Source organism: Thiomicrorhabdus immobilis (genome assembly GCF_021654855.1).
In the GTDB taxonomy this organism is placed as follows: Bacteria; Pseudomonadota; Gammaproteobacteria; order Thiomicrospirales; family Thiomicrospiraceae; genus Thiomicrorhabdus; species Thiomicrorhabdus immobilis.
Window position 1 is genome coordinate 2,268,792 of record NZ_AP024202.1, and the last position, 21,630, is coordinate 2,290,421.

At 44.0% G+C, this 21,630-nt stretch carries 15 protein-coding genes; 11 read left to right on the top strand and 4 right to left on the bottom strand.

Annotated features, from left to right (window positions below):
* Positions 1-4 precede the first annotated feature (4 nt).
* The 8 genes from gpmI to L6421_RS10315 all read left to right on the top strand — a co-directional run bounded on the left by gpmI (position 5) and on the right by L6421_RS10315 (position 15,345).
* The gene (gene gpmI / locus L6421_RS10280; RefSeq protein ID WP_311195281.1) at positions 5-1,585 is read left to right on the top strand and encodes a 2,3-bisphosphoglycerate-independent phosphoglycerate mutase; all 1,581 of its coding nucleotides are present in this window, start codon (positions 5-7) and stop codon (positions 1,583-1,585) included.
* A 201-nt stretch (positions 1,586-1,786) separates the two neighbouring features.
* Positions 1,787-3,193, top strand: a complete 1,407-nt coding sequence (cls, locus tag L6421_RS10285) for a cardiolipin synthase (protein ID WP_237261702.1) — start codon at positions 1,787-1,789, stop codon at positions 3,191-3,193.
* Positions 3,194-3,210: 17 nt separating this feature from the next.
* Positions 3,211-3,954, top strand: a complete 744-nt coding sequence (locus L6421_RS10290; RefSeq protein ID WP_237261703.1) for an endonuclease/exonuclease/phosphatase family protein — start codon at positions 3,211-3,213, stop codon at positions 3,952-3,954.
* A gap of 183 nt (positions 3,955-4,137) precedes the next feature.
* On the top strand, positions 4,138-8,628 hold the full coding sequence (gltB, locus tag L6421_RS10295; RefSeq protein WP_237261704.1) for a glutamate synthase large subunit: 4,491 nt from the start codon (positions 4,138-4,140) through the stop codon (positions 8,626-8,628).
* A 23-nt stretch (positions 8,629-8,651) separates the two neighbouring features.
* Positions 8,652-10,061, top strand: a complete 1,410-nt coding sequence (locus L6421_RS10300) for a glutamate synthase small subunit GltD family protein (RefSeq protein ID WP_237261705.1) — start codon at positions 8,652-8,654, stop codon at positions 10,059-10,061.
* A 228-nt stretch (positions 10,062-10,289) separates the two neighbouring features.
* Positions 10,290-11,015 carry an NYN domain-containing protein gene (locus L6421_RS10305; RefSeq protein ID WP_237261706.1) on the top strand — a complete coding sequence of 242 codons (726 nt, stop codon included), beginning with the start codon at positions 10,290-10,292 and terminating at the stop codon, positions 11,013-11,015.
* Positions 11,016-12,140: 1,125 nt separating this feature from the next.
* Complete coding sequence (locus L6421_RS10310) at positions 12,141-13,091, top strand: AEC family transporter (RefSeq protein ID WP_237261707.1); 951 nt, start codon at positions 12,141-12,143, stop codon at positions 13,089-13,091.
* Positions 13,092-13,272: 181 nt separating this feature from the next.
* Positions 13,273-15,345 (top strand): [FeFe] hydrogenase, group A, encoded by a 2,073-nt coding sequence (locus L6421_RS10315; RefSeq protein ID WP_237261708.1) that lies wholly within the window; start codon positions 13,273-13,275, stop codon positions 15,343-15,345.
* A gap of 78 nt (positions 15,346-15,423) precedes the next feature.
* Here the strand turns inward: L6421_RS10315 and soxZ are convergent, their stop codons facing one another.
* Both soxZ and soxY read right to left on the bottom strand, forming a co-directional pair.
* A complete protein-coding gene (gene soxZ / locus L6421_RS10320; RefSeq protein ID WP_237261709.1) occupies positions 15,424-15,735 on the bottom strand; it encodes a thiosulfate oxidation carrier complex protein SoxZ in 312 nt (103 codons plus the stop codon).
* Between the two features lie 65 nt (positions 15,736-15,800).
* Positions 15,801-16,268 carry a thiosulfate oxidation carrier protein SoxY gene (gene soxY, locus L6421_RS10325; RefSeq protein ID WP_237261710.1) on the bottom strand — a complete coding sequence of 156 codons (468 nt, stop codon included), beginning with the start codon at positions 16,266-16,268 and terminating at the stop codon, positions 15,801-15,803.
* A 646-nt stretch (positions 16,269-16,914) separates the two neighbouring features.
* Between soxY and L6421_RS10330 the strand changes: the two genes are divergently transcribed.
* Both L6421_RS10330 and L6421_RS10335 read left to right on the top strand, forming a co-directional pair.
* Positions 16,915-17,313 (top strand): 3D domain-containing protein, encoded by a 399-nt coding sequence (locus L6421_RS10330; protein WP_237261711.1) that lies wholly within the window; start codon positions 16,915-16,917, stop codon positions 17,311-17,313.
* Between the two features lie 67 nt (positions 17,314-17,380).
* Positions 17,381-18,091, top strand: a complete 711-nt coding sequence (locus L6421_RS10335; RefSeq protein ID WP_237261712.1) for an SDR family oxidoreductase — start codon at positions 17,381-17,383, stop codon at positions 18,089-18,091.
* Between the two features lie 31 nt (positions 18,092-18,122).
* Here L6421_RS10335 and L6421_RS10340 read toward each other — a convergent pair whose 3' ends face one another.
* Both L6421_RS10340 and L6421_RS10345 read right to left on the bottom strand, forming a co-directional pair.
* The gene (locus L6421_RS10340; RefSeq protein ID WP_237261713.1) at positions 18,123-18,680 is read right to left on the bottom strand and encodes a mechanosensitive ion channel family protein; all 558 of its coding nucleotides are present in this window, start codon (positions 18,678-18,680) and stop codon (positions 18,123-18,125) included.
* A 168-nt stretch (positions 18,681-18,848) separates the two neighbouring features.
* Entirely contained in the window at positions 18,849-20,063 is a 1,215-nt protein-coding gene (locus tag L6421_RS10345; protein WP_237261714.1) for an EAL and HDOD domain-containing protein, read from the bottom strand.
* Positions 20,064-20,348: 285 nt separating this feature from the next.
* Here L6421_RS10345 and L6421_RS10350 point away from each other — a divergent pair, with 285 nt between their 5' ends.
* Positions 20,349-21,578, top strand: coding sequence for a malic enzyme-like NAD(P)-binding protein (locus L6421_RS10350; protein WP_237261715.1), 1,230 nt, complete (start codon positions 20,349-20,351; stop codon positions 21,576-21,578).
* The last annotated feature ends 52 nt before the right edge of the window (positions 21,579-21,630 follow it).

Genomic DNA, 21,630 nt, shown 5'->3' on the forward strand with positions numbered 1-21,630 from the left:
AAACATGTCTCAAGAACTAAAACCAAAAATCAAAATTGAACAACGTCCGACTGGCTTAATCATCCTTGATGGCTGGGGATACCGAGAAGAAAGAGAGCATAACGCGATTGCTCAAGCCAATACGCCAAACTGGGATAAGCTGGTTGCCAACAACCCTAACACTCTCATCAGCACGTCTGGATTAGATGTCGGCTTACCTCATGGGCAAATGGGCAACTCAGAAGTCGGTCACATGAACCTAGGCGCTGGCCGCGTGGTTTATCAAGAACTGACACGAATCCAAAAAGATATTGATGATGGCCGTTTCTTCAATAACAACGCGTTATTGAACGCAATTGATAAAGCCAAAGAACGTTCACGCCCTGTCCATATCTTAGGCCTACTTTCGGACGGTGGTGTTCACTCACACATCAGCCATATCAAAGCGGCCCTCTCTTTAGCGGTTGAGCGTGGTGCAAAAACCTATCTGCATGTTTTCACCGATGGTCGCGACACGGCGCCACAAAGCGCCCTTGAATACATTGAAGAAATTGAAAAACACATCGCTGAAATCGGTGGTAACTGCCGAATCGCATCGGTTATCGGACGTTTCTATGCATTAGACCGTGACAACCGTTGGGAGCGTATCCAAGAAGCTTACGACTTGATTTGCTGTGGTGACGCCAAATTCACTGCCGATTCAGCAAAACAAGCGGTTGAAATGGCTTATGAACGTGATGAAACCGATGAATTTATCCAAGCGACTGCAATCTTGAGCAAAAAAGGCAAAAAAGCCAAGGTGAAAGATGCCGACTCAATCATCTTCATGAACTACCGATCTGACCGTGCGCGCCAGGTAACCAGCGCATTCATCATGCCTGACTTTGGTGAATTCCACCGTTGCAAGACCCCTATTCTTTCCGCGTTTGTAACCCTAACCGAATACAACAAGAACTTTGAAAATTTCGGGGCAAGCATCGCATTCCGTCCGACCAAATTAATCAATACCTTTGGTGAAGTCATCGCCAAACATAAACTTCGTCAGCTACGTATTGCGGAAACTGAAAAATATGCACACGTGACCTTCTTCTTAAATGGTGGTATCGAAGCGCCTTACTTAGGTGAAGACCGTATTCTAATCCCATCTCCACAAGTGCGCACCTATGACCTGCAACCGGAAATGAGTGTGGGTGAATTGACTGAAAAACTGGTTGAAGCGATTGAATCGGATAAATACGACACCTTCATTTGCAATATCGCCAACCCTGACATGGTAGGACATACCGGTAATTTCGACGCTTGTATCAAAGCGGTTGAAGCGGTTGATGAAGCCTTAGGTAAAATCCTGGATGCTATCGAGAAATCGGGCGGACAAGTGATTGTGACCGCAGACCACGGCAATATGGAAATGCTGGTTGATCCTGAAACAGGCAAACCACTCACCTCACATACGACTTGCCCTGTACCTTTGGTCTATTTCGGACCTAAAAAACTAGCGCTTCGTGATGGCGGCTCTTTACCTGACGTCATGCCAACCATGCTTGATTTGATGGGAATCAAACAACCGGAAGAGATGACGGGCTTAAGCTTACGCAAAAAAGCATAACTCCTAGCAAAACGAGTTCGTTTTGAACTTAAAAGGCTTGTCAGATTATTTTGACAAGCCTTTTTTATTTCTGACAACCTTATTCTTATCTAGTTATTTTGCAAATCCCATAATTTGTATGCCTTAATGGTTATTAACCGTTTATTAAGCCTTTATTAAGTCTTATACTTTAATTCTCGTACAAATAGGAAAGCGTCCTTTATGAGCTTAGCCATTACTGAACCCATATTTTGGTTGTATGTTGTCAACATAACCTTGGTTCTGGGTGTCATTTTGCACATGCTGTACCAAAGACGCTCACCACAAAACCTCATGGCGTGGTTGCTTACGCTGATTTTACTGCCCTATATTGGTGTTTTTTTATATCTGATTCTGGGGTCACGCAAATTCCTCAACAAACACCGAAAACCCACCATCGCGATGCACCCATCCTCAAGTGTCCAACCGCAAAACCGTCTTGCAAGACAGCTGAATAACATTCTACAAACCAACCAAATTGCCGGTGCCACAGCCAACAATCAAGTAAAAATGTATCAGCAAGACCATAAAGCCTTTAAACAAATCTTGCATGAGATTGCCCACGCCCAGTCAAGCATTCATATCGAAACCTACATCTTTGAGCTCGACAACACCGGCCAGCAAATTTTACAAGCGTTAATCAGCAAGGCCAAACAAGGTGTAGAGGTCTGCCTACTATTGGATGCGCTGGGTTCGTTCAGTCTCTATATCAATCAGAAAAAACTCAAGCCGCTGATTTCCGCTGGCGGCAAATACGGTTTTTTCCAGCCACTTTGGCCTTCCATCTTTAGCGGCCAAATCAACCTGCGTAACCATCGTAAGATATACCTTTTTGACCAAACCACCCTATTAACGGGCGGGATGAACCTTTCTGATGATTACCTCGGCTCACCGCGTGACACGCTACAAAACCAGCGTTGGATTGACTTAATGTTCGAGATTGAAGGGCCAATCACTTTCCATTACCAAAACCTGTTTAATGATGATTGGCAGTATGCAACCCAAGAAGAGTTGGCTAGCCCCAAGCCCCCAAAAACGCAAAATGCGCCATCTGGCGAAATCATGCAGGCCGTGCCATCAGGACCAGACATTCATGGCGATGCTTTATATGAATCCCTGCTAAACAGCATTTACTTTGCTAAACAACAAATACAGATAGTGACCCCCTACTTCATTCCAGACAGCTCTATCATGAACGCCCTACTTATCGCCATCAAACGTGGGGTCGAAGTCAACTTATTAACACCAGAAACCTCTGACCATCTGATTTTCGATTTAGGACGAAGTTCCTATATGCGTGAACTTTCCGAAGCTGGCGCCAACATACAGCTTTTTAAAGGCAATATGCTGCACTCCAAACTGATTATCATCGACCAACAAGTCGCCATCATCGGCTCAGCCAATTTTGATTACCGCTCGCTGTTTATCAACCATGAAATCGTCAATTTCGTATACTCAGCCTCGCTGACCCAAAGCCTATTGATATGGCTTAATAAACAATTAGAGCAAAGTGAAGTTTATAAAGCCGAGCACAACCCAAGTAAAAGACTACTTGAAAACCTCACCCGCATATTTGCACCGATACTTTAACCAGGCCTGGGTAAGTCATGTTAAAACCAAAAACCACCCCAATCACCGAGACCAACGGTCATTCAACTTATCAACAAGCGTTACCGGAATTCTTTACCTTGCTGACGTGGAACCTTCAAAAAATCGACTTTTCACACTTCATCCATCGCCCTATCGAAGAGTTGCTGCCTATCACCCAAGTTGATCTGCTCTCCCTGCAAGAAGCGGCAATCCAACCGCAACAAAACCGTTTTTTCAACCTGCCTTTTTTCATGGCTCCGAACATTGAAACCAGAAACCGGTTTTTCGGGGTTTTGACCGCCTCCCAATTCAAGCAGTCAGCACACCAACAGTGCCTGACCAACAATAGAGAACTTGGCTGGATGACACACAAAACAGCCTTGATCACCCATCACTTGCTGGCAGACGGGCAAACCCTAATCCACGTAAACATTCATGCCATAAACTTTGTGCCCCATCATCTGTTTAAAACAGAACTGCGTTCATTGTGGAGCCATATCGCTCACACCAAAGGTCCTTTAATTGTCAGCGGCGACTTCAACACCTGGAACAAGGCACGCCTTACAACCCTATTGAGCGCAACCGAACAATTAAATTTGTCGATGGTTTCCTACCCGGACAACTCCGCCGTTAAAACCCTTAATCGCCAGCCCCTAGACTATATTTTTTATCGCGACCTACAACTGCAAGACTCCAAAGCCATGGCTGTACCAGAAATATCCGACCACAACCCGTTAATGGCAAGCTTCAGCCTACCTTAAATCACAAAAAGTACGCTAAAAAGAGTGGTACAATTTGATTCCAAATGTACATATAAAGTATAATCTCGCACCAATTTTTATTTTTTGAACGCGCTGAAAACAATTAAAACCTTTGTTTTTCAATAGGTTAAGGTTTAACTTATTCTGAAAAATTAGCGTTTTTGACGGACAGGACACGGAATTATGAACCCATTACAATCCCCACACGGCCTAAATTTAACAGGCCTTTACTCTCCTGAGTTTGAAAAGGAGAACTGTGGCTTTGGTTTGATTGCCAATATGGACGACAAACCAAGCCATTGGGTCGTACAAACAGCTATTGAATCTCTTGCCAATATGACCCACCGTGGTGGTGTTGCCGCAGACTGTTGCACAGGGGATGGTTGTGGTCTTTTAATTAAAAAGCCAACCAGCTTTTTAGCTTCGGTTGCCGCTGCGGAAGGTTTTGATTTAGCTGAAATTTATGCTGCTGGTATGGTTTTCTTAAACCAAGATGCAGGTAAAGCACAAGCCGCTCGTGAATTCCTGGAAGCGCGTTTAGCTAACAAAGGTTTGATTGTTGCCGGTTGGCGTAAAGTGCCTGTTCGCTCAGAAGTACTTGGCGCACAAGCGGCAAGCATGGAACCGGTTATTGAACAGGTTTTTGTGAATGCACCTCAAGGCATGGATGAAGCTGAATTCAACCGTTTGTTGTTCACCGCACGTCGTAAGACCGAGATGGAAATCGAGCCGAATGACGGCACTTTCTATATCGCGTCTTTGAACAGCCAGTTGTTATCCTACAAAGGTTTGGTCATGCCTAAAGAACTTCCTGAGTTCTATCTTGACCTTAAGAATGATGAGTTTGCTTCGTCCTCAATCTCATATCATCAGCGTTTCTCAACCAACACGACGCCACAATGGCGTTTGGCTCAGCCGTTCCGTTTCTTAGCACACAATGGTGAGCTGAACACGATCCGTGGTAACCGTAACTGGGCATTGGCACGTCAAAAGAAATTCGAAACCCCACTGCTTCCAGAACTGGGTGAACTGAAGCCGTTAGTCGCACAATCAGGTTCTGACTCGAACTCACTGGATAACATGATGGAAATCTTGATGATGGGCGATATGCACATCTTCCAAGCGTTGCGTCTATTGGTTCCACCTGCATGGCAAAACATCCCGCACATGGATGCGGATAAAAAAGCCTTCCTAGAGTACAACTCTATGCACATGGAACCTTGGGATGGCCCTGCCGGTATGGTAATCAATACAGGTAAATATGCTATCTGTGGTGTTGACCGTAACGGTTTACGTCCTACGCGTTATGTCATCACTAAAGACCGTCACATCACTTTCGCATCTGAAATCGGTGTTTACAACTACGCGCCTGAGGACGTGGTTGAGAAAGGCCGTCTAAAACCAGGCCAGGTGATTGCCGTTGATTTAGAAACAGGGACTTTAATCAAGCCTGAGAACATCGATGACCAGTTGAAAACCGCTAAACCTTACCGTCAGTGGATGGATGAAGGTTACATGCACATCGAAGAGAAGCTGGAACAAGCGGAAACCACTTTGGGTTGGGATAGCAATACAGCGGATACTTACCAGAAGTATTTCCAAGTCACCTTTGAAGAGCGTGATGCGGTTATCCGTGTACTGGCTGAAGATGGTCAAGAAGCGACGGTCTCAATGGGTGACGATGCGCCATTGCCGGTGTTCTCACACAAACCTCGTTCAGTGTTCGACTACTTCCGTCAAATGTTCGCACAGGTTACCAACCCACCAATCGACCCTTTACGTGAAAACATCGTAATGTCTTTAAACACTTGTTTTGGTAAAGAACTCAACATGTTTGAAGAAGGTCCTGAGCACGCTAAACGTTTAGAAGTTCAGTCTCCGGTATTAAGCCCATCAATGATGGAGCAATTGCTAACGATTAAAGAGCCTGGTTATGAAAACGTCACCATCTCTTTACACTACAACCATGAAGAGATGGGCTTAGAAGCGGCCATCAAAGCGGTTTGTGCAAAAGCGGAAGCGGAAGTTAAGTCAGGTAAAACCATCTTAGTATTAAGCGATTTAGGCATTGAAAACGGTAAAACGTCAATTCCTGCAGCGATGGCGACCGGTGCGGTTCACCATCACCTAATCGCCAAAGAACTTCGTACGGAAGCGAACATTGTCGTGCAGACGGCAACCACCCGTGACCCACACCACTTTGCCGTGTTATTCGGTTACGGTGCTACAGCGGTGTTCCCATATTTGGCTTATGAAAGCATTGAAGATATGCGCCGTACCAACGAGTTGGATGCCGATAAACCAATTAGCTTCTACATCAAAAACTACCGCAAGGCGATTAACAAAGGGTTATTCAAAATCCTTTCTAAAATGGGTATTTCAACCATTACCTCTTACCGTGGTTCTCAGCTTTTCGAAGCGGTTGGTCTAAGCTCAGACATCGTTGACTTGTGTTTCAAAGGCACACCATCGCGAATTCAAGGTACCAAATATGAGCACCTAGAATTGGATCAGCGTCGTTTAGCGTGGGAAGCATTCAACCCTCGTAAACCGCTGCAACAAGGTGGTTTATTCAAGTATGTGCACGGTGGTGAATACCACGCGTTTAACCCAGAAGTGGTTAACAGCATCCGTGAAGCGGTACAAAAAGGCGACCAGAATAAATACAACGAGTTCCGTGATTTGGTAAACAACCGTCCTGCAATGACGATTCGTGACCTATTCACTTTCAAAGACGGAATCCAGAGCATCGACCTAGATAAAGTTGAACCAGTTGAATCTATCTACAAGCGTTTTGACTCGGCAGGTATCTCGTTAGGGGCGCTTTCTCCAGAAGCGCACGAAGCCTTAGCGACAGCGATGAACCGTTTAGGCGCACGCTCCAACTCAGGTGAAGGTGCCGAAGACCCAGCACGTTACGGTACTGAAAGAATGTCTAAGATCAAGCAAATCGCTTCTGGACGTTTCGGTGTGACGGCGCACTACCTACGTAACGCTGAAGTGTTACAGATTAAGGTTGCTCAGGGTGCCAAGCCTGGTGAAGGTGGACAGCTACCTGGTCATAAAGTGGATATGACGATTGCAAAACTACGTCACTCAGTGCCTGGTGTTACCTTGATTTCACCTCCTCCGCATCACGATATCTACTCTATCGAAGATTTAGCTCAGCTAATCTACGATTTAAAACAGATTAACCCGAATGCCTTGGTTTCGGTAAAACTGGTTGCTGAACCAGGTGTTGGAACGATTGCGGCGGGTGTGGCTAAAGCGTATGCCGACCTTATCACCATCTCTGGTTACGACGGTGGTACAGGTGCATCACCAATGACTTCGGTTAAGTATGCTGGTAACCCGTTTGAAATGGGTCTGGCAGAAACACACCAGGTTCTACGTGCCAACGACCTGCGTGGTCAGGTTATCGTACAAGCGGATGGTGGACTAAAAACCGGTTTAGACGTGGTTAAAGCCGCCATCTTAGGTGCGGAATCATTCGGTTTCGGTACTGTGCCAATGGTGGCGCTTGGTTGTAAATACCTACGTATCTGTCACTTGAACACTTGTGCGGTGGGCGTTGCAACTCAAGATGAACGTCTACGTAAAGAGCACTTCATCGGTATGCCAGAAATGGTCATGAACTACTTCCGCTTTGTTGCTGAAGAAACCCGTGAGTGGATGGCTAAGTTAGGCGTAAGTTCTTTAGAAGAACTGGTTGGACGCGTTGATTTACTGAAAGTCATCGACAACCCGCTGACAGAAAAACAGAAAAACATCGATTTATCTGCATTCATTACCGATGGTGGCGTACCAGCAGAAAAACCACATACGGTGCAAGTGAAGCGCAACAATCCTTGGGATCACGGCGATATTGCCGAAGATATGGTTAAAGCGACTCTTCCTGCCATTGAAGCGAAAACTGGTGGAACTTTTGAATTCAACCTAGTCAACACTGGCCGTTCTATCGGTGCACGGGTTGCAGGTGAAATTGCAGAACGTTACGGTAACGACGGCATGAAAGACGCGCCAATCACCCTAAAACTAACCGGTATTGCCGGACAGTCTTTCGGTGTGTTTAACGTAGACGGATTGAACCTACACCTAGACGGTGATGCCAACGACTACGTCGGTAAAGGTATGGCCGGTGGTGAGATTGTGATTCGTCCGCCAGCAGGCAGTACGTTTGAAGCGAAAAATACCCCTATTGTCGGTAACACCTGTTTATACGGCGCGACTGGCGGTAAATTGTTCGCCAACGGTACTGGTGGTGAACGTTTTGCAGTGCGTAACTCAGGCGCGGTTGCGGTAGTTGAAGGTTTAGGCGACCACGGTTGTGAATACATGACCGGTGGTACCGTTGTCAGCTTAGGTGAAGTAGGCGTTAACTTTGGTGCCGGTATGTCTGGCGGTATGGCATTCATCCTTGATGAAGAGCGCACTTTACCTGACCGTTTAAACACTGAGATGGTAGAAGCGATTCACATCGACACTGAAAATACCGAAGCCTACCGTGTTTACTTGAAAACCTTATTGACTGAATACGTTGAAAAAACCAACAGTCCTTGGGGTAAAGAAGTTTTAGATAACTTCAGTGCTTACATTGGCAAGTTCTGGTTAGTTAAATCTTTAGCGATTGATGTAGACAAACTTTTCGACTTATTTGTAAAAGCAGCTGACTAAGCGAAACTGGAAGGAATTTAAAAATGCCAAATGTTAGACAATTTTTAGAATTAAACCGCCAGCTTCCTGAAAAGAAAGCGGCTAATGAACGTAATAAAGAGTTCTCTGAAATCTATTCATCGTTCAAATTAGAAGATGCCATGGCGCAAGCAGACCGTTGTTTGCACTGTGGTAACCCATACTGCGAATTTGCTTGCCCGGTGCACAACTACATCCCTAACTGGTTAAAACTGGTTGCGGAAGGCAATATCATGGAAGCGGTTGAGATTTCTCATAAATCCAACTCACTTCCAGAGATGTGTGGTCGTATCTGTCCACAAGACAGACTATGTGAGCAGGCCTGTACTTTAGAAGATACCAACTTCGGTGCGGTGACCATCGGTCAAATCGAGAAATTCATTACCGATACCGCGTTTGCCGCAGGTTGGCAGCCAGACCTTTCAAATATCACCATGACCGACAAAAAAGTCGCGATTGTGGGCGCTGGCCCTGCGGGTATCGCCGCGGCGGATATCTTAATCCGTAACGGGGTTAAGCCAGTGGTATTTGAAAAACAGCCAGAGATTGGTGGTCTGCTGACGTTTGGTATTCCGCAGTTCAAGCTAGACAAAGACATCGTTGTACGTCGTCGTGAAATCTTAGAAGGTATGGGAATCGAGTTCCACGTTAATACTGAAATCGGTAAAGACATCCAATTCCAAACCTTATTGAATGAGTACGATGCGGTATTCTTAGGCATGGGAACGTACAAGCCAATGGCAGGCCGTTTCCCAGGTGAAGACCTACCGGGTGTTTACAAAGCCCTAGACTTCCTAATCGGCAACGTTAAAAACGAATTGGGCATGGAACAATCTCCAGAACCATTCGTAAGCATGGCTGGCAAAAAAGTCGTGGTTCTAGGTGGTGGAGATACCACTATGGACTGTACACGTACCTCTATCCGTCAAGGTGCGGACGATGTTTACTGTGTATACCGTCGTGACGAAGCCAACATGCCTGGTTCACGTGCCGAAGTACAAAACGCCAAAGAAGAAGGCGTTCAATTCATGTTCAACCTAGCTCCGGTTGAAGTGATTGGTGACGGTAAAGTGGAAGGCATCAAAGTCATCGAAACCCGCATGGGTGAGCCGGATGAAAATGGTCGTCGTCGTGCCGAGATGGTTGAAGGTTCTGAACAAGTGATCCCATGTGATGCGGTAATCGTCGCATTCGGTTTCCAACCAAACCCACCAGCTTGGTTCAAAGACTTCAATATCGAAGTCAATAGCTGGGATGGCGTGGTTGCATCAGACAAGTCTCTATACCCTTTCCAAACCACTAACCCAAAAATCTTTGCGGGTGGTGATATGGTTCGTGGTTCAAGTCTTGTTGTTGAAGCGATTGCCGAAGGCCGTTCAGCCGCAGAAGGGATTTTGGATTATTTAGAAGTTTAAGTTTTGCCAAACCTACCCTGTGCTCACATAACCTAAAAGGCAACAGGGCATGCCAGGCCTGGTAACTTTAATCAGGTTCAAATAAAAAACCCGCAAGGAATTTCCTTAGCGGGTTTTTTATTATCATCAAGATATTCAATTACATTTCAAAACATAATTTTATTTACATTTTACCTACGGATAGTAATACTACCTATAAACACAAATTCATGCCTTCAAGGAAAGCACATGAAAGATAAGGAAAATATAGCAGTATTTATTGATGCTGATAACGCTCCTGCCAAAAAAATAGATAAAGTTCTTTCTGAACTTGCCCGTTATGGAGTAGTCAATATTAGAAAAGCATACGGTAATTGGAAAAGTCAAAACCTAAAATTATGGGAAGAAATAATTCACGAATATGCAATACAGCCTATCCAGCAATTCGATTTAACAAAGGGAAAAAATGCAACAGACATGGCGCTTGTAATTGATGTAATGGACATTTTATATACGAAAAATGTTGATGTTATTTGTCTTGTTTCTTCTGATTGTGACTTTACTCCATTAGTCACTCGTGCTCTCGCTGACGGTAAATTTGTTATTGGTTTTGGAGAACGTAAAGCTCCTTTAGCTTTCGTAAATAGTTGTTCTCGTTTTCTTTATTTAGATGATGTAGAAACACAAAATGAACCTATTCAGAAACAAGCTAAAAATATCAAAAGTGATACAAAACTAATCAATTTATTACGACAAGCGATTGAAGCCGTCGAAGAAGAAGATGGCTGGGCCATGCTTGGTCCTATTGGAACTCATATATCAAACCATGCATCATTTGACCAACGAAATTACGGCTTTAAAAAACTAAGTGACTTATTTATGGCAATAGATCTTTTTGAAATGAAAAAAACAAACGGCTCAGTTCTATGGGTAAGGGACAAGAAAAAAGCAAGACAACTCAACAAACAATCATAATTTATGAAAATAAGAGGTCTCTCTCACTTTTATCTTCTTTGCCATTTAGAAGCCTTTTCAATATTTATATACCTTTAATTTAATCTATCGGCTTCCCCTTACCTTATTGCTTGCCCAATAAGGTAAGCCAACAAGGGCACCCCGCTCCATAAATTGGCAAGTTCTAAAACTCATTCACTGAAACTTCAGAACTCGCTCGTGCCCGCAGGAAATGCACTTGGGGCACTCAAACAGCTGAAGTTTTTAAACGTTCTCTTCGCTAAGAACTTTGCACAATTTATTCCAAGGGGAATCTGGGTGTTTGTAATTAGCTTTCGATTTATTTCAATTAAATTTACCAGGCCTGGTAAATATCAAAAATAACAGCTCATTCAATACTTATTTGAACCACATAATTCACGTAGGAAAACATCCCCCTCTGTAAGAAATCGCCCTTTTACTTAGTGAAGGATGCGGTTAAAAGTTTGTGCTGTTTGAGCGAAGCGAGTTCACAAACTTCAGCAGACAAGCTTAGTAAAATCGGTTTCGTCAGCGGGGTGCCTTTTCTTTGCTTCCTTTCTTTGGGCAAGCAAAGAAAGGAAGGGGAAGCCTAACAGTTGAAACAAAAGGTCTATCAATATTCACAAAGGCTTCTCAACAAGTAAGACAAATCAAATCTTAAATCTAAAATTACCAGGCCTGGTAACAATTACAGCTCAAGTATATGCTCGCTATAGAAATACAGAATTAACGTAGAAAAACCCACCCTTCTGTAAGCAATCGTCATTTTCATACCCCAAGTGCACTTCCGTTGGGCGCTAGCGTAGAGGGCGTTAAAAAATTTCATTGTCCGAGTACCCCAAGGGCATTTCCTGCGGGCACGAGCGTGTTTGAGAATTTCAGCGAACAAGCTTAGTGAAATAGATTGTGTCAGCGGGGTTCGTTTTTGGGTTACTTTTTTCCGAACAGAAAAAAGTGACGGGAAGCCAGAATCATAAAATTGAAGACCTATAAATATTAAAAAGGCTTCTCAACAAATAAGACAAATCAAGTTTTAAACCAACCAGGCCTGGTGAATTTAATCTACAAAACACATTCGGTATCGTACAATGCGTTTTTAACACATTTACTTGGTTACACCAATTCATGCTCACCACTTTTTCCATTCTATTCCCGGTATTCGCGTTAATCGCTACGGGCTATATCAGTTATAAAACCAAAATTTTAGGTCCTGCCTCGGCAACGGAATTGAGTCGTTTTGTGATTTGGTTGGCGTTACCCGCTTTGCTGTTTGAAATCATGGCTAAAAGTGATTGGCAGACAATGTTTCAAGCCGACTTTATTGCGGTGTATATCATCGGCTCGTTTGCCGTGTTTCTATTGGTTTTGTTTTGGCGACTTAGTAGAGGTAAAGACTTGGCTGAGGCCAGTATTGATAGCATGGCCGCATCTTATGCCAATACCGGATATATCGGTTTTCCGCTGATGTTTCTGGTGTTTGGCACGGCCAGCGAAGTGCCTACCGCTTTGGCGAGTATTATTGTGGCCTCTTTGCTATTCGGTTTTGGAATTGTGTTAATAGAAAGTGCGTTACACGCCTCTCTAGCCTGGCACTTACGTGCTTTGAACGTGTTTAAAGCGGTGTTTAAAAACCCGTTGGTGGTCGCACCACTAGCGGGTGCGCTGTTTTCGGCCACCCCCTACACACTGCCCGAAGCCGTGGCGACTTTTTTAGGACTGCTATCAGATGCCGCCAGCCCCGCCGCCCTCATCAGTTTAGGGTTGTTTTTGGCGCATGCCTCTTGCCAAGCAAACGAACATTCGGCGAGCGTTCGTAAAACCGCTTTCACTTTAAGCATGGCAAAACTGGTGTTACAACCTTTATTGGTGGCGTGGTTGGCTTTTTATGTATTTGATATGCCGACGGAATTGGCGATGATGGCGGTGTTCTTGGCGGCTCTTCCCACAGGAACCGGCCCTTATATGTTGGCCGAATTCTATCAACGAGATGCATTGATCACCGCACAAACGGTTCTATTCTCCACCGTTTTTTCTCTTTTAACACTGTCATTATTATTGCAGTACATCGATCATTAACTCTCTGCCAATAGAAAGACCAGAGGGATTTTTTCTTAGAAAACACAACTGACCAGGCTTGGTGAATTCACACCCTTTTTATTTGATTAATTAGCCATCGCAAATTTACAGCCCTTTTTAATTTCGGTTTATTATGTGATACTTAAACACTCATTAATGGCGTTAATCGGGTGGACATAAGATGATTAAAGTTACAGTCAATGGCAGGGTTGTCGAGATAGAGGATGATTCAACATTACTTGATGCCAGCCGAGAAGCGGGTGTGCATATTCCCACCCTGTGTTACTACCCTCGCCTACCCTCTCATGCCGTATGCCGTATGTGTCTAGTCAATGTCAGCAGTGAGGCGCGCCCGCAACCCGCTTGCAAAACCAAAGCCAAAGACGGCGATATCATCGAAACCGACACCCAACAGCTCATCGATTTTCGTAAAGCCGATATGCAATGGCTATTAGCCCGTCATCCAAACGATTGCATACGTTGTGAAGTCAATGGCTCATGTCAATTTCAAAATCTGGTGTGTGAATATCAACTAGAGGATAAATGGGAAAAGGTGCCAAGGGGTTCTGCCGAACACCCTGAACACGTTCTAACCGACCATACTTCGCCAAGCATCTGGCGCGACTTATCAAAGTGTGTGGAGTGTGGTTTATGCGCCGAAGCCTGTGGCGATGCAGGGCAACAGCAACATGTGATAGGGTTTGCCGAACAGGGTTCAGGCCGTATTCCCGTCACCGTATTCGACAAACCGCTTTCTGAAACCAACTGTATCTCTTGCGGACAATGTACCTTGGTTTGCCCAACGGGTGCCTTGATTGAAACCCCACACTGGCATGAGGTCGTACATACCCTGGATGCACATAGACGTGTATCCGCAGTACAAGTTGCTCCGGCAACCCGCGTAGCCATTAGTGAAGAGTTTGGCATGAAACCCGGTACGGTGAGCACTGGTCGCATGATCAATGCGTTAAGAGAACTTGGCTTTGACTATGTCTTCGACACCAATTTTGCAGCTGACTTAACCATTATGGAAGAGGCCAACGAGTTTCTAACACGTTTTAAAAACCAACAACAGCTTCCCCTATTCACCTCCTGTTGCCCCGGCTGGGTAAACTGGGTTGAGATTAATCGTCCTGACCTTTTGCCACACCTGAGCACCACTAAGTCGCCACAACAAATGCATGGCGCCTTAACCAAACGAGCCGCCTTCGCGCGAACACTCGGTTCTGAATTCGCCGAGGGTAAAGTGGAACCTTATGTGGTCAGCGTAATGCCTTGTACCGCGAAAAAAGATGAATCTGCCCGCCCGGGTGTTTCGGGCGATGTCGACCATGTTTTAACCACCCGTGAACTGGCAAGAATGATTAAGGCTCGGGGCATTGCATTTGGCGCACTGTCTGAGGATGCGGAGTTTGACAATCCGCTTGGTGAAAGCACTGGAGCCGCGCAGATTTTTGGCGCATCGGGAGGCGTGATGGAAGCGGTGGTGCGCACCGCAGCACACCTGATTGGCAAAGAAGATTCCATGCCTTTGGATTGGCATCAACTCCGCGGGGTGGACACCGTCATAAAAGAGGCTGAAATCCCTGGCGTGGGCAAGGTGGCGATTTGTAACGGCATTGCCGCGGCACAGCAGATGCTTAAAACTGAAAACTGGCGGGATGACTATGTCGCGATTGAAGTCATGGCCTGTGTGGGTGGTTGCCTAGGCGGAGGTGGCGAACCCAAGTCGATGGATCCCCTTATCCTTGAAAAACGTATGCAAGCGATTTATGGAATAGACAAAAACGCTCCTCGCAGACGCTCCTACGAAAACCAAGACATTCAAAAACTCTATAAAACTGAATTAGAGCATCCCAACTCAACTAAAGCCCATCACCTCCTCCACACCCACTATGCCGCAAGAAACTCGACACGTTTACTGTTGATGCAATTTTTGGATTGTGTTGATAGACGAGATGGTAACCGCGCTACCGAGCTATTCCATCCGGAGGCATCATGGTCAACCGCCTCACCTTTTGGTGAGATTGAAGGTATTGCCAATATTCAAGCGTTCATCAATGAAACGCTTCCACCACGTAAATATGGCCCGGAATATGCACGCCACCAAATGGCATACGCTGCGGATATCGATGACCTGACGGTGATAACACCCACTGGCGAACGCTGTCGATTCAGTGTAGAAACTGAGAATATTAAAAGGGGTTCCCACTCAAAAATGGTCATCAAAAAACTGCTGAGACAAGTACTTTAGCGGCAATTTGGACTGATGTAAAAAGCCCCAGCAACCAAGTGAGATTGCCGGGGCTTTTAACATTTAAACTAAAGGTTTTTATTTAAGCTTAATTGAATCTGAACCGGTTTCACCCGTGTTATCAGATAACTTAACCGTTACTTCATCGCCTGCATTGGCTTTGACCATAACCGCCATATATGGGTTTGCGGAAACCGCACCTGACCATTGCGCATCTACGGCCTTAGTACCATTGACCAAGACTTCAACCATATCGATGTATTTTGCAGGATAAGGCTTACCCGTCTTTTTGTTCATTCGTACGCCAGACTCCATAGGGTGTTTAATCAACGCCTTAACTTCTGCAACACCGTTTTGTGATTTTCCACGCATTCTAATTTTAATAGCCATTTTGTATTCCTTTAAAGCATCTTTGCTTTTTTAAATTCTATTTTATAGGTTAACTGTGGGGTTGATTAACCACCACAACCACCGATAGTCACTTTCACTTCCTGCTGAGCTTTCAGCAGTTTACCGCCGGCTTTGACCACCGCGATGACATTCATGGTTTGTCCCATCTTGATACGGGTAGACACATAACCGACCGCACCAGCACCAAAGGTGTATTCACACACTAAAGGCATTGGGTTTTTACTTGCCATAATCGCGATAGATTCAACACCATCAATACCCGATGCATCCACGGTAACTGGCGTCACCGCACCGTTCTCAGCGATGGCTGGAGCCTTAAGTTTAATATCGCCGGAATCTGCGGCATTACTCGCGCCGAACACACCATTAAGCGCTTCGTCGGTGGTTTTAGCGTTAAAGGCTTTTTTATTCCAATCGGCCAAAACCGTTGTTGGGGTTAAAAGACCAGCGTTTACAGCAACCGCTGCAGCACCAGTAGCTAAGGTATTTTTTAAAAATGATCTACGTTTCATAATTGTTGAACTCCTGGTTATAAAATAAAAGACTGCTCTTTAGTCATTAGCCGTTTATTTAATCTTTCTTCGAGGCCTTTCATGAGTCAGGAGCGAGAGAAAAATGTGATTCTAGTCATTTTTATCTGTTTATGATCTCGAGCAAAGGTCTCATCAATATTAGAAAGTACTAATGCTTTCTTGATTTCAGATTAGTGATTTAAACAACTAAACTCAAGTAAAAAAAATTGATGATTTAATAAACCAGAAAAGTATTGAGGGATTTTACAAACTATATATACCTTTATTATCAACAAGTTAAATACAATACACTCTAATCATCCCATTTTCAGCATACAAAATATTGTCATTATTCGTTAAGGAATGGCTGGGGGATATTATTCTAAAAATAGGATTATTTTGTTAAAAAAGAGTGCAAAACGAAATAAAAAAACCTTAACCTGAATCATCTAAAATAAAAACAAGCGGGCCTGGTCATAATTATCGTTTCATAATCGCAAGAACCACGACAAGCCTATAGTGTTTTGAATTGCTTTTAACATCCATTAGAATTGGGGCAATCCGTTATAACAAACTTGTTAACCTAGATAAACAACGTCAAAGATTTAAACCGTTTTTTACCGCCGTAACGTTAAGAGGGCCGATTATGCATGTTTTACCTCTATCCATAATTGCCCTTGTTGCGATGCATCTCAGCGGCTGTAAAGACGATGACAAGCAGACAACGGCATTAGAAGTTACCGCTACGGCTTACACCTCAACCCATTCGCAAACCGATAAAACACCTTATTTAGCCGCCTGGAATAATGTGCTTAAACCGGGCGTAAAATCTATTGCGGTTTCTCGAGATCTTCTCAAAAAAGGTCTGAAAAATGGTTCTAAAGTGACCATCGAGGGGCTTCCAGGAGAATATCTGGTGCTCGATAAAATGCATAAACGCTGGCAGAATAAAATCGATATCTATATGGGGAATGACCATGACAAAGCCAAAAAGTGGGGTAAAAAAACCGTCACTATCCGTTGGCGGGAAAATTCTCTTGAGTAACTTGCAAGCTTTTAAGTAAACAACGTATGATTGCTTTTTAATTTTTCAAACTAAAAAGAATCTATCTATGCGACATGTAGTCATTACCGGCGGAAACAAAGGCATTGGCCTAAAACTTAGCCAAAAATTCGTAGAAGCGGGCGATAAAGTACAGATCATTGCCCGTGATTTCAGCAATCAAGAAGATTTTGATTACCAAAACCATCCGTTGGTTACTTGTACACAATACGATTTAACCGATATCGATAACCTACCAGGCCTGGTAGATCAAATTGAGCAGGTGGATGTTCTAATCAATAACGCCGGATTATTGCAGCCCTTAACTTACGACGATTATTCCGATGAACGCAGGGAGTACTCTTTAGCCCTAAACATCATTTCACCGGTAAAACTCACCGAATTGTTGAGGGATAAACTGTTAACCCAATCTGCCTATACACCTAGAGTGGTGAATAACGCTTCTATTGCCGGTCAAATAGGTCATCCTGATATTTGGTATGGCATCGGCAAGGCTGGCTTAATCAACGCCACCAAATCCTTCTCAAAAGCGTTTGCAGGCAAAATCATTGTCAATGCGGTAGCACCCAGTCCGGTTGAAACAGAAATGTTGAACAACATTCCCGAACATCGCCAACAAGCTTTCTTGAAAAACACCATTACCGGACGTTTTGCGACCGCTCAAGAAGTGGCCGACACTTTGTATTGGCTGGCAACCGATTCGCCTGAATACATCAATGGTATCTGTATCGACATCAATAACGGCTCCAATGCAAGATAGGCTTTTGCCGTTGAAACGTTTAACAAACGTTTTATCTATTTGTGGTTCTCTGGGCGAATAGAGAACCCGATTTTTCGGTTTTTTCCTCTTTGAGGTTAGGCACAATATTGATTACCGGACGTTGCAAAATCAGGTTATTCGGATAGGCAATTCGTTGATTGTTTTCGTCAACCAACAAAACCTGAAACAAGTTGATCTCGGTAATGGTTCCTCGCAAACGGTGGGCGCCATCTACAATTTCGATGGTGTCGCCAATTCTGGCGGGAAAGGAGAAAAATACAATCACACCTGCCGTGATATTGCTCAAGATAGACCACTGTGCGACTAAAGCAACACCGATAACCGCTAATACAGATGAGGCAAAAACCAATAATCCGCGGTAATCGACCCCCCAAACCATCATCAACATCACAGCTAAAACCAATAAAAACATGATATTGAAATAACGGGTCACGTTCTTTATGCGAATTGCCGGCACCTCTTTAACGGCACCCAGCTTCATCATGAGTTTGGCTACACTCCATTTGACGAACCAATAACCCGCCACCATCAGGAGCGTTAATACAAACTGAAAATAATACTTTTCCATCTAAGTCCTTTTTAACCACATTTTTAAACCGAAAACGTTTAACGCCAACAAACGTCCACCGGAATATTTTATGGATTATATCGATAACTCGACAGAATTAGTACACTACAACTCAGCTTGCTTCAGAGATTGATTAACAACCACACAGGTCATCTTTAGCATCGAGTTTTATAACTCGTGTATTGAATTGACCTCTTTTAAAGCTTCAAAATAAATCAACGCATAATCTTGGTGCTGGTCTGCATGATTCATTTCAAAACTTTTGGCGGCATCCAATAAACGGCCATACTCACCTTCACCATGGAGTAAACCCAATTTGATATTATCATTGATGGGAATATGGCTTAATGCGTTATCCAGGGGTTGGCCGACAACCACATCTATCATCGAAAAAAGACCTGCCAAATAAAAGCTATCCATTCCTGGTAGCTTCTCTTTTTGAGCCAAATTACGCATAAAAATTGCGCGTAAACGTGCCAAATTGAACACTTCCGGCAACACATCATCAATCATAGTCATAGAAAGCATCGTTGCCCAAGACTGAACCCGTTTCAATCCAAACAGCGTTAACACCTCTTTCAAGGATTCGAAGTCAGGCATGTTTTTCGTTTTATATTGCTTGGCAAGCTTCAAAATTTTGATTGTTAGGCCGATATCCTTTTCAATGATTTTTTCTAAATCGTCCAGATGCAACGAATCATCGGCCACCTTTTGCAACAGTTCGAGCAGGTGAACTTTACCGATACTCATTTTTTTACCTGTAACCACTTCCGGTTTGGCGAAATAATAACCTTGAAACAGTTCCGCACCCGCCTCTCTACAAGCTTCAAACATCTCTTTGGTTTCAACTCGCTCCGCCAGGATAGTGACATCCTTGAGCTTTTTGATTTTTTCAAACAACGGCTTAAGGTTTTCAGGCGCGATAGTTAAGACATCAAACTTAACAATATCCGCCAATTTAATGAAGGGCACGAATTTTTTACTGAAGATGAAGTCGTCCAAGGCAATCATATAGCCTTGATTTTTTAAATACTGAACACTTTCAATCACATCTGACGATGGTTCGACGGTTTCCAATATTTCAATTACCGCTTGGGAATGATGGAAACAAGGATCCCGCATCTCAAAGAAAAACTCTTCAGGAAAGTTGATAAAAGCCTTAGCTTCACCCACCAACTGTTGCAAGCCCATATTCATCATGGCATTACGGATCACCGTTGCGGTTGCTTTGCTTGCCGAGTCAAACTCTGCTGAATTAGGGTTTAACCCTCCTCGAAACAAGAGTTCGTAACCATATATATTATTTTCCCTATCCAGGATAGGCTGCCTACCAACAAAAAAATCCGTTTGTTGTTGTTCTGCTTGGCCTGCTATTACATCCATATAAAACCATCAATTTAGTTAACCGCTCGATTCTATGTTTAGTAATTGGTATAAGCAAAGCAAAAAAATTAATGCTGGAATCAAATACATTGTTATTATTTTTCATCCACTTGTTAACCGTTGTTGCTTGAGTTCAATAATCACGTTTAAGCATTGATATTGAAGTCGGTTCGCGTTAATTTAAAGCCTTGATAAACAACTTGTCGCTTAGTTTATGGGCTTGAATTGATTCAATAAACGCCATTTCAGGTTTTCGAGTCACCTTTTAACCAAAGGGAAAATACCATGTCGGATTTAAAACAAGATGCACTTCATTATCATGAACTTCCTAAGCCTGGAAAACTTGAAACCGGCTTGACCAAGGCTTGCGAAACTCAACGGGATTTAAGCCTGGCTTATAGCCCAGGAGTGGCGGAACCCGTTAGGGAGATTGCAAACAACCCTGAAGACGTCTATCGCTATACCGGTAAAGGAAACCTGGTGGGAGTGATTTCAAATGGAACGGCGGTTTTGGGCTTAGGCAATACCGGCGCTTTAGCCAGCAAACCGGTAATGGAAGGTAAGGCGATGCTATTTAAACGCTTTGCCAACATCGATGTGTTTGATATTGAAATAGACTGTGATGACACGGCAGAATTGATTCAGACCATCGCCAATATCGCACCGACCTTTGGCGGCATCAACCTAGAAGATATCGCCGCACCACAATGTTTTGAAGTGGAAACCGCCTTAAAAGCGCAACTTGATATCCCGGTCTTTCACGATGACCAACACGGCACGGCCATCGTGGCCGCTGCCGGCTTGATGAACGCCTTAGAACTGCAACATAAAAAACTTGAGCTGGCACGCATCGTTTGTGTGGGTGCCGGTGCCGCAGGCATTGCCTGTATGAATCTGCTGATGGCGATGGGCGCTCAAAAAGCTAATATCACATTGGTCGATAGTAAAGGAGTTGTAAGCACCCATCGCACAGATTTAAACCGTTATAAAGAGGCTTTTGCTCAGAATACCAACAAGGTCTGTTTAGCGGATGCGATGGTCAATGCAGATGTATTTTTTGGGGTATCCGACAAGGACATTTTGACGGTTGAAATGCTACAAGGCATGGCGGCTAATCCAATCGTGTTTACCATGGCCAATCCAGACCCGGAAATCAATCCGATTCTGGCAAACAAAACCCGTGATGACCTCATTATTGCGACCGGCCGCAGTGATTATCCCAACCAGGTCAACAACGTCCTTGGTTTTCCCTATATTTTCCGTGGCGCTTTGGACGTGAGGGCTTCAGAGATCAATATGGCGATGCAGATTGCCGCCGTGCATGCATTGCGTAAACTGGCTCACTCCTCTGTACCCGATGAAGTGCTCGACACTTATGGATTACAAGAATTAAGCTATGGTAAAGAGTATATTCTGCCTAAACCCAATGACCCTCGTTTAATCAGTGTGATTCCGCAAGCCATCAGCCAAGCCGCCATTGAATCGGGTGTGGCTCGAATCACAATAAAAAAATAACTTATTACGATTAATGGCTTGTTTTAATTGATAAAACAGGATGTGGATAACT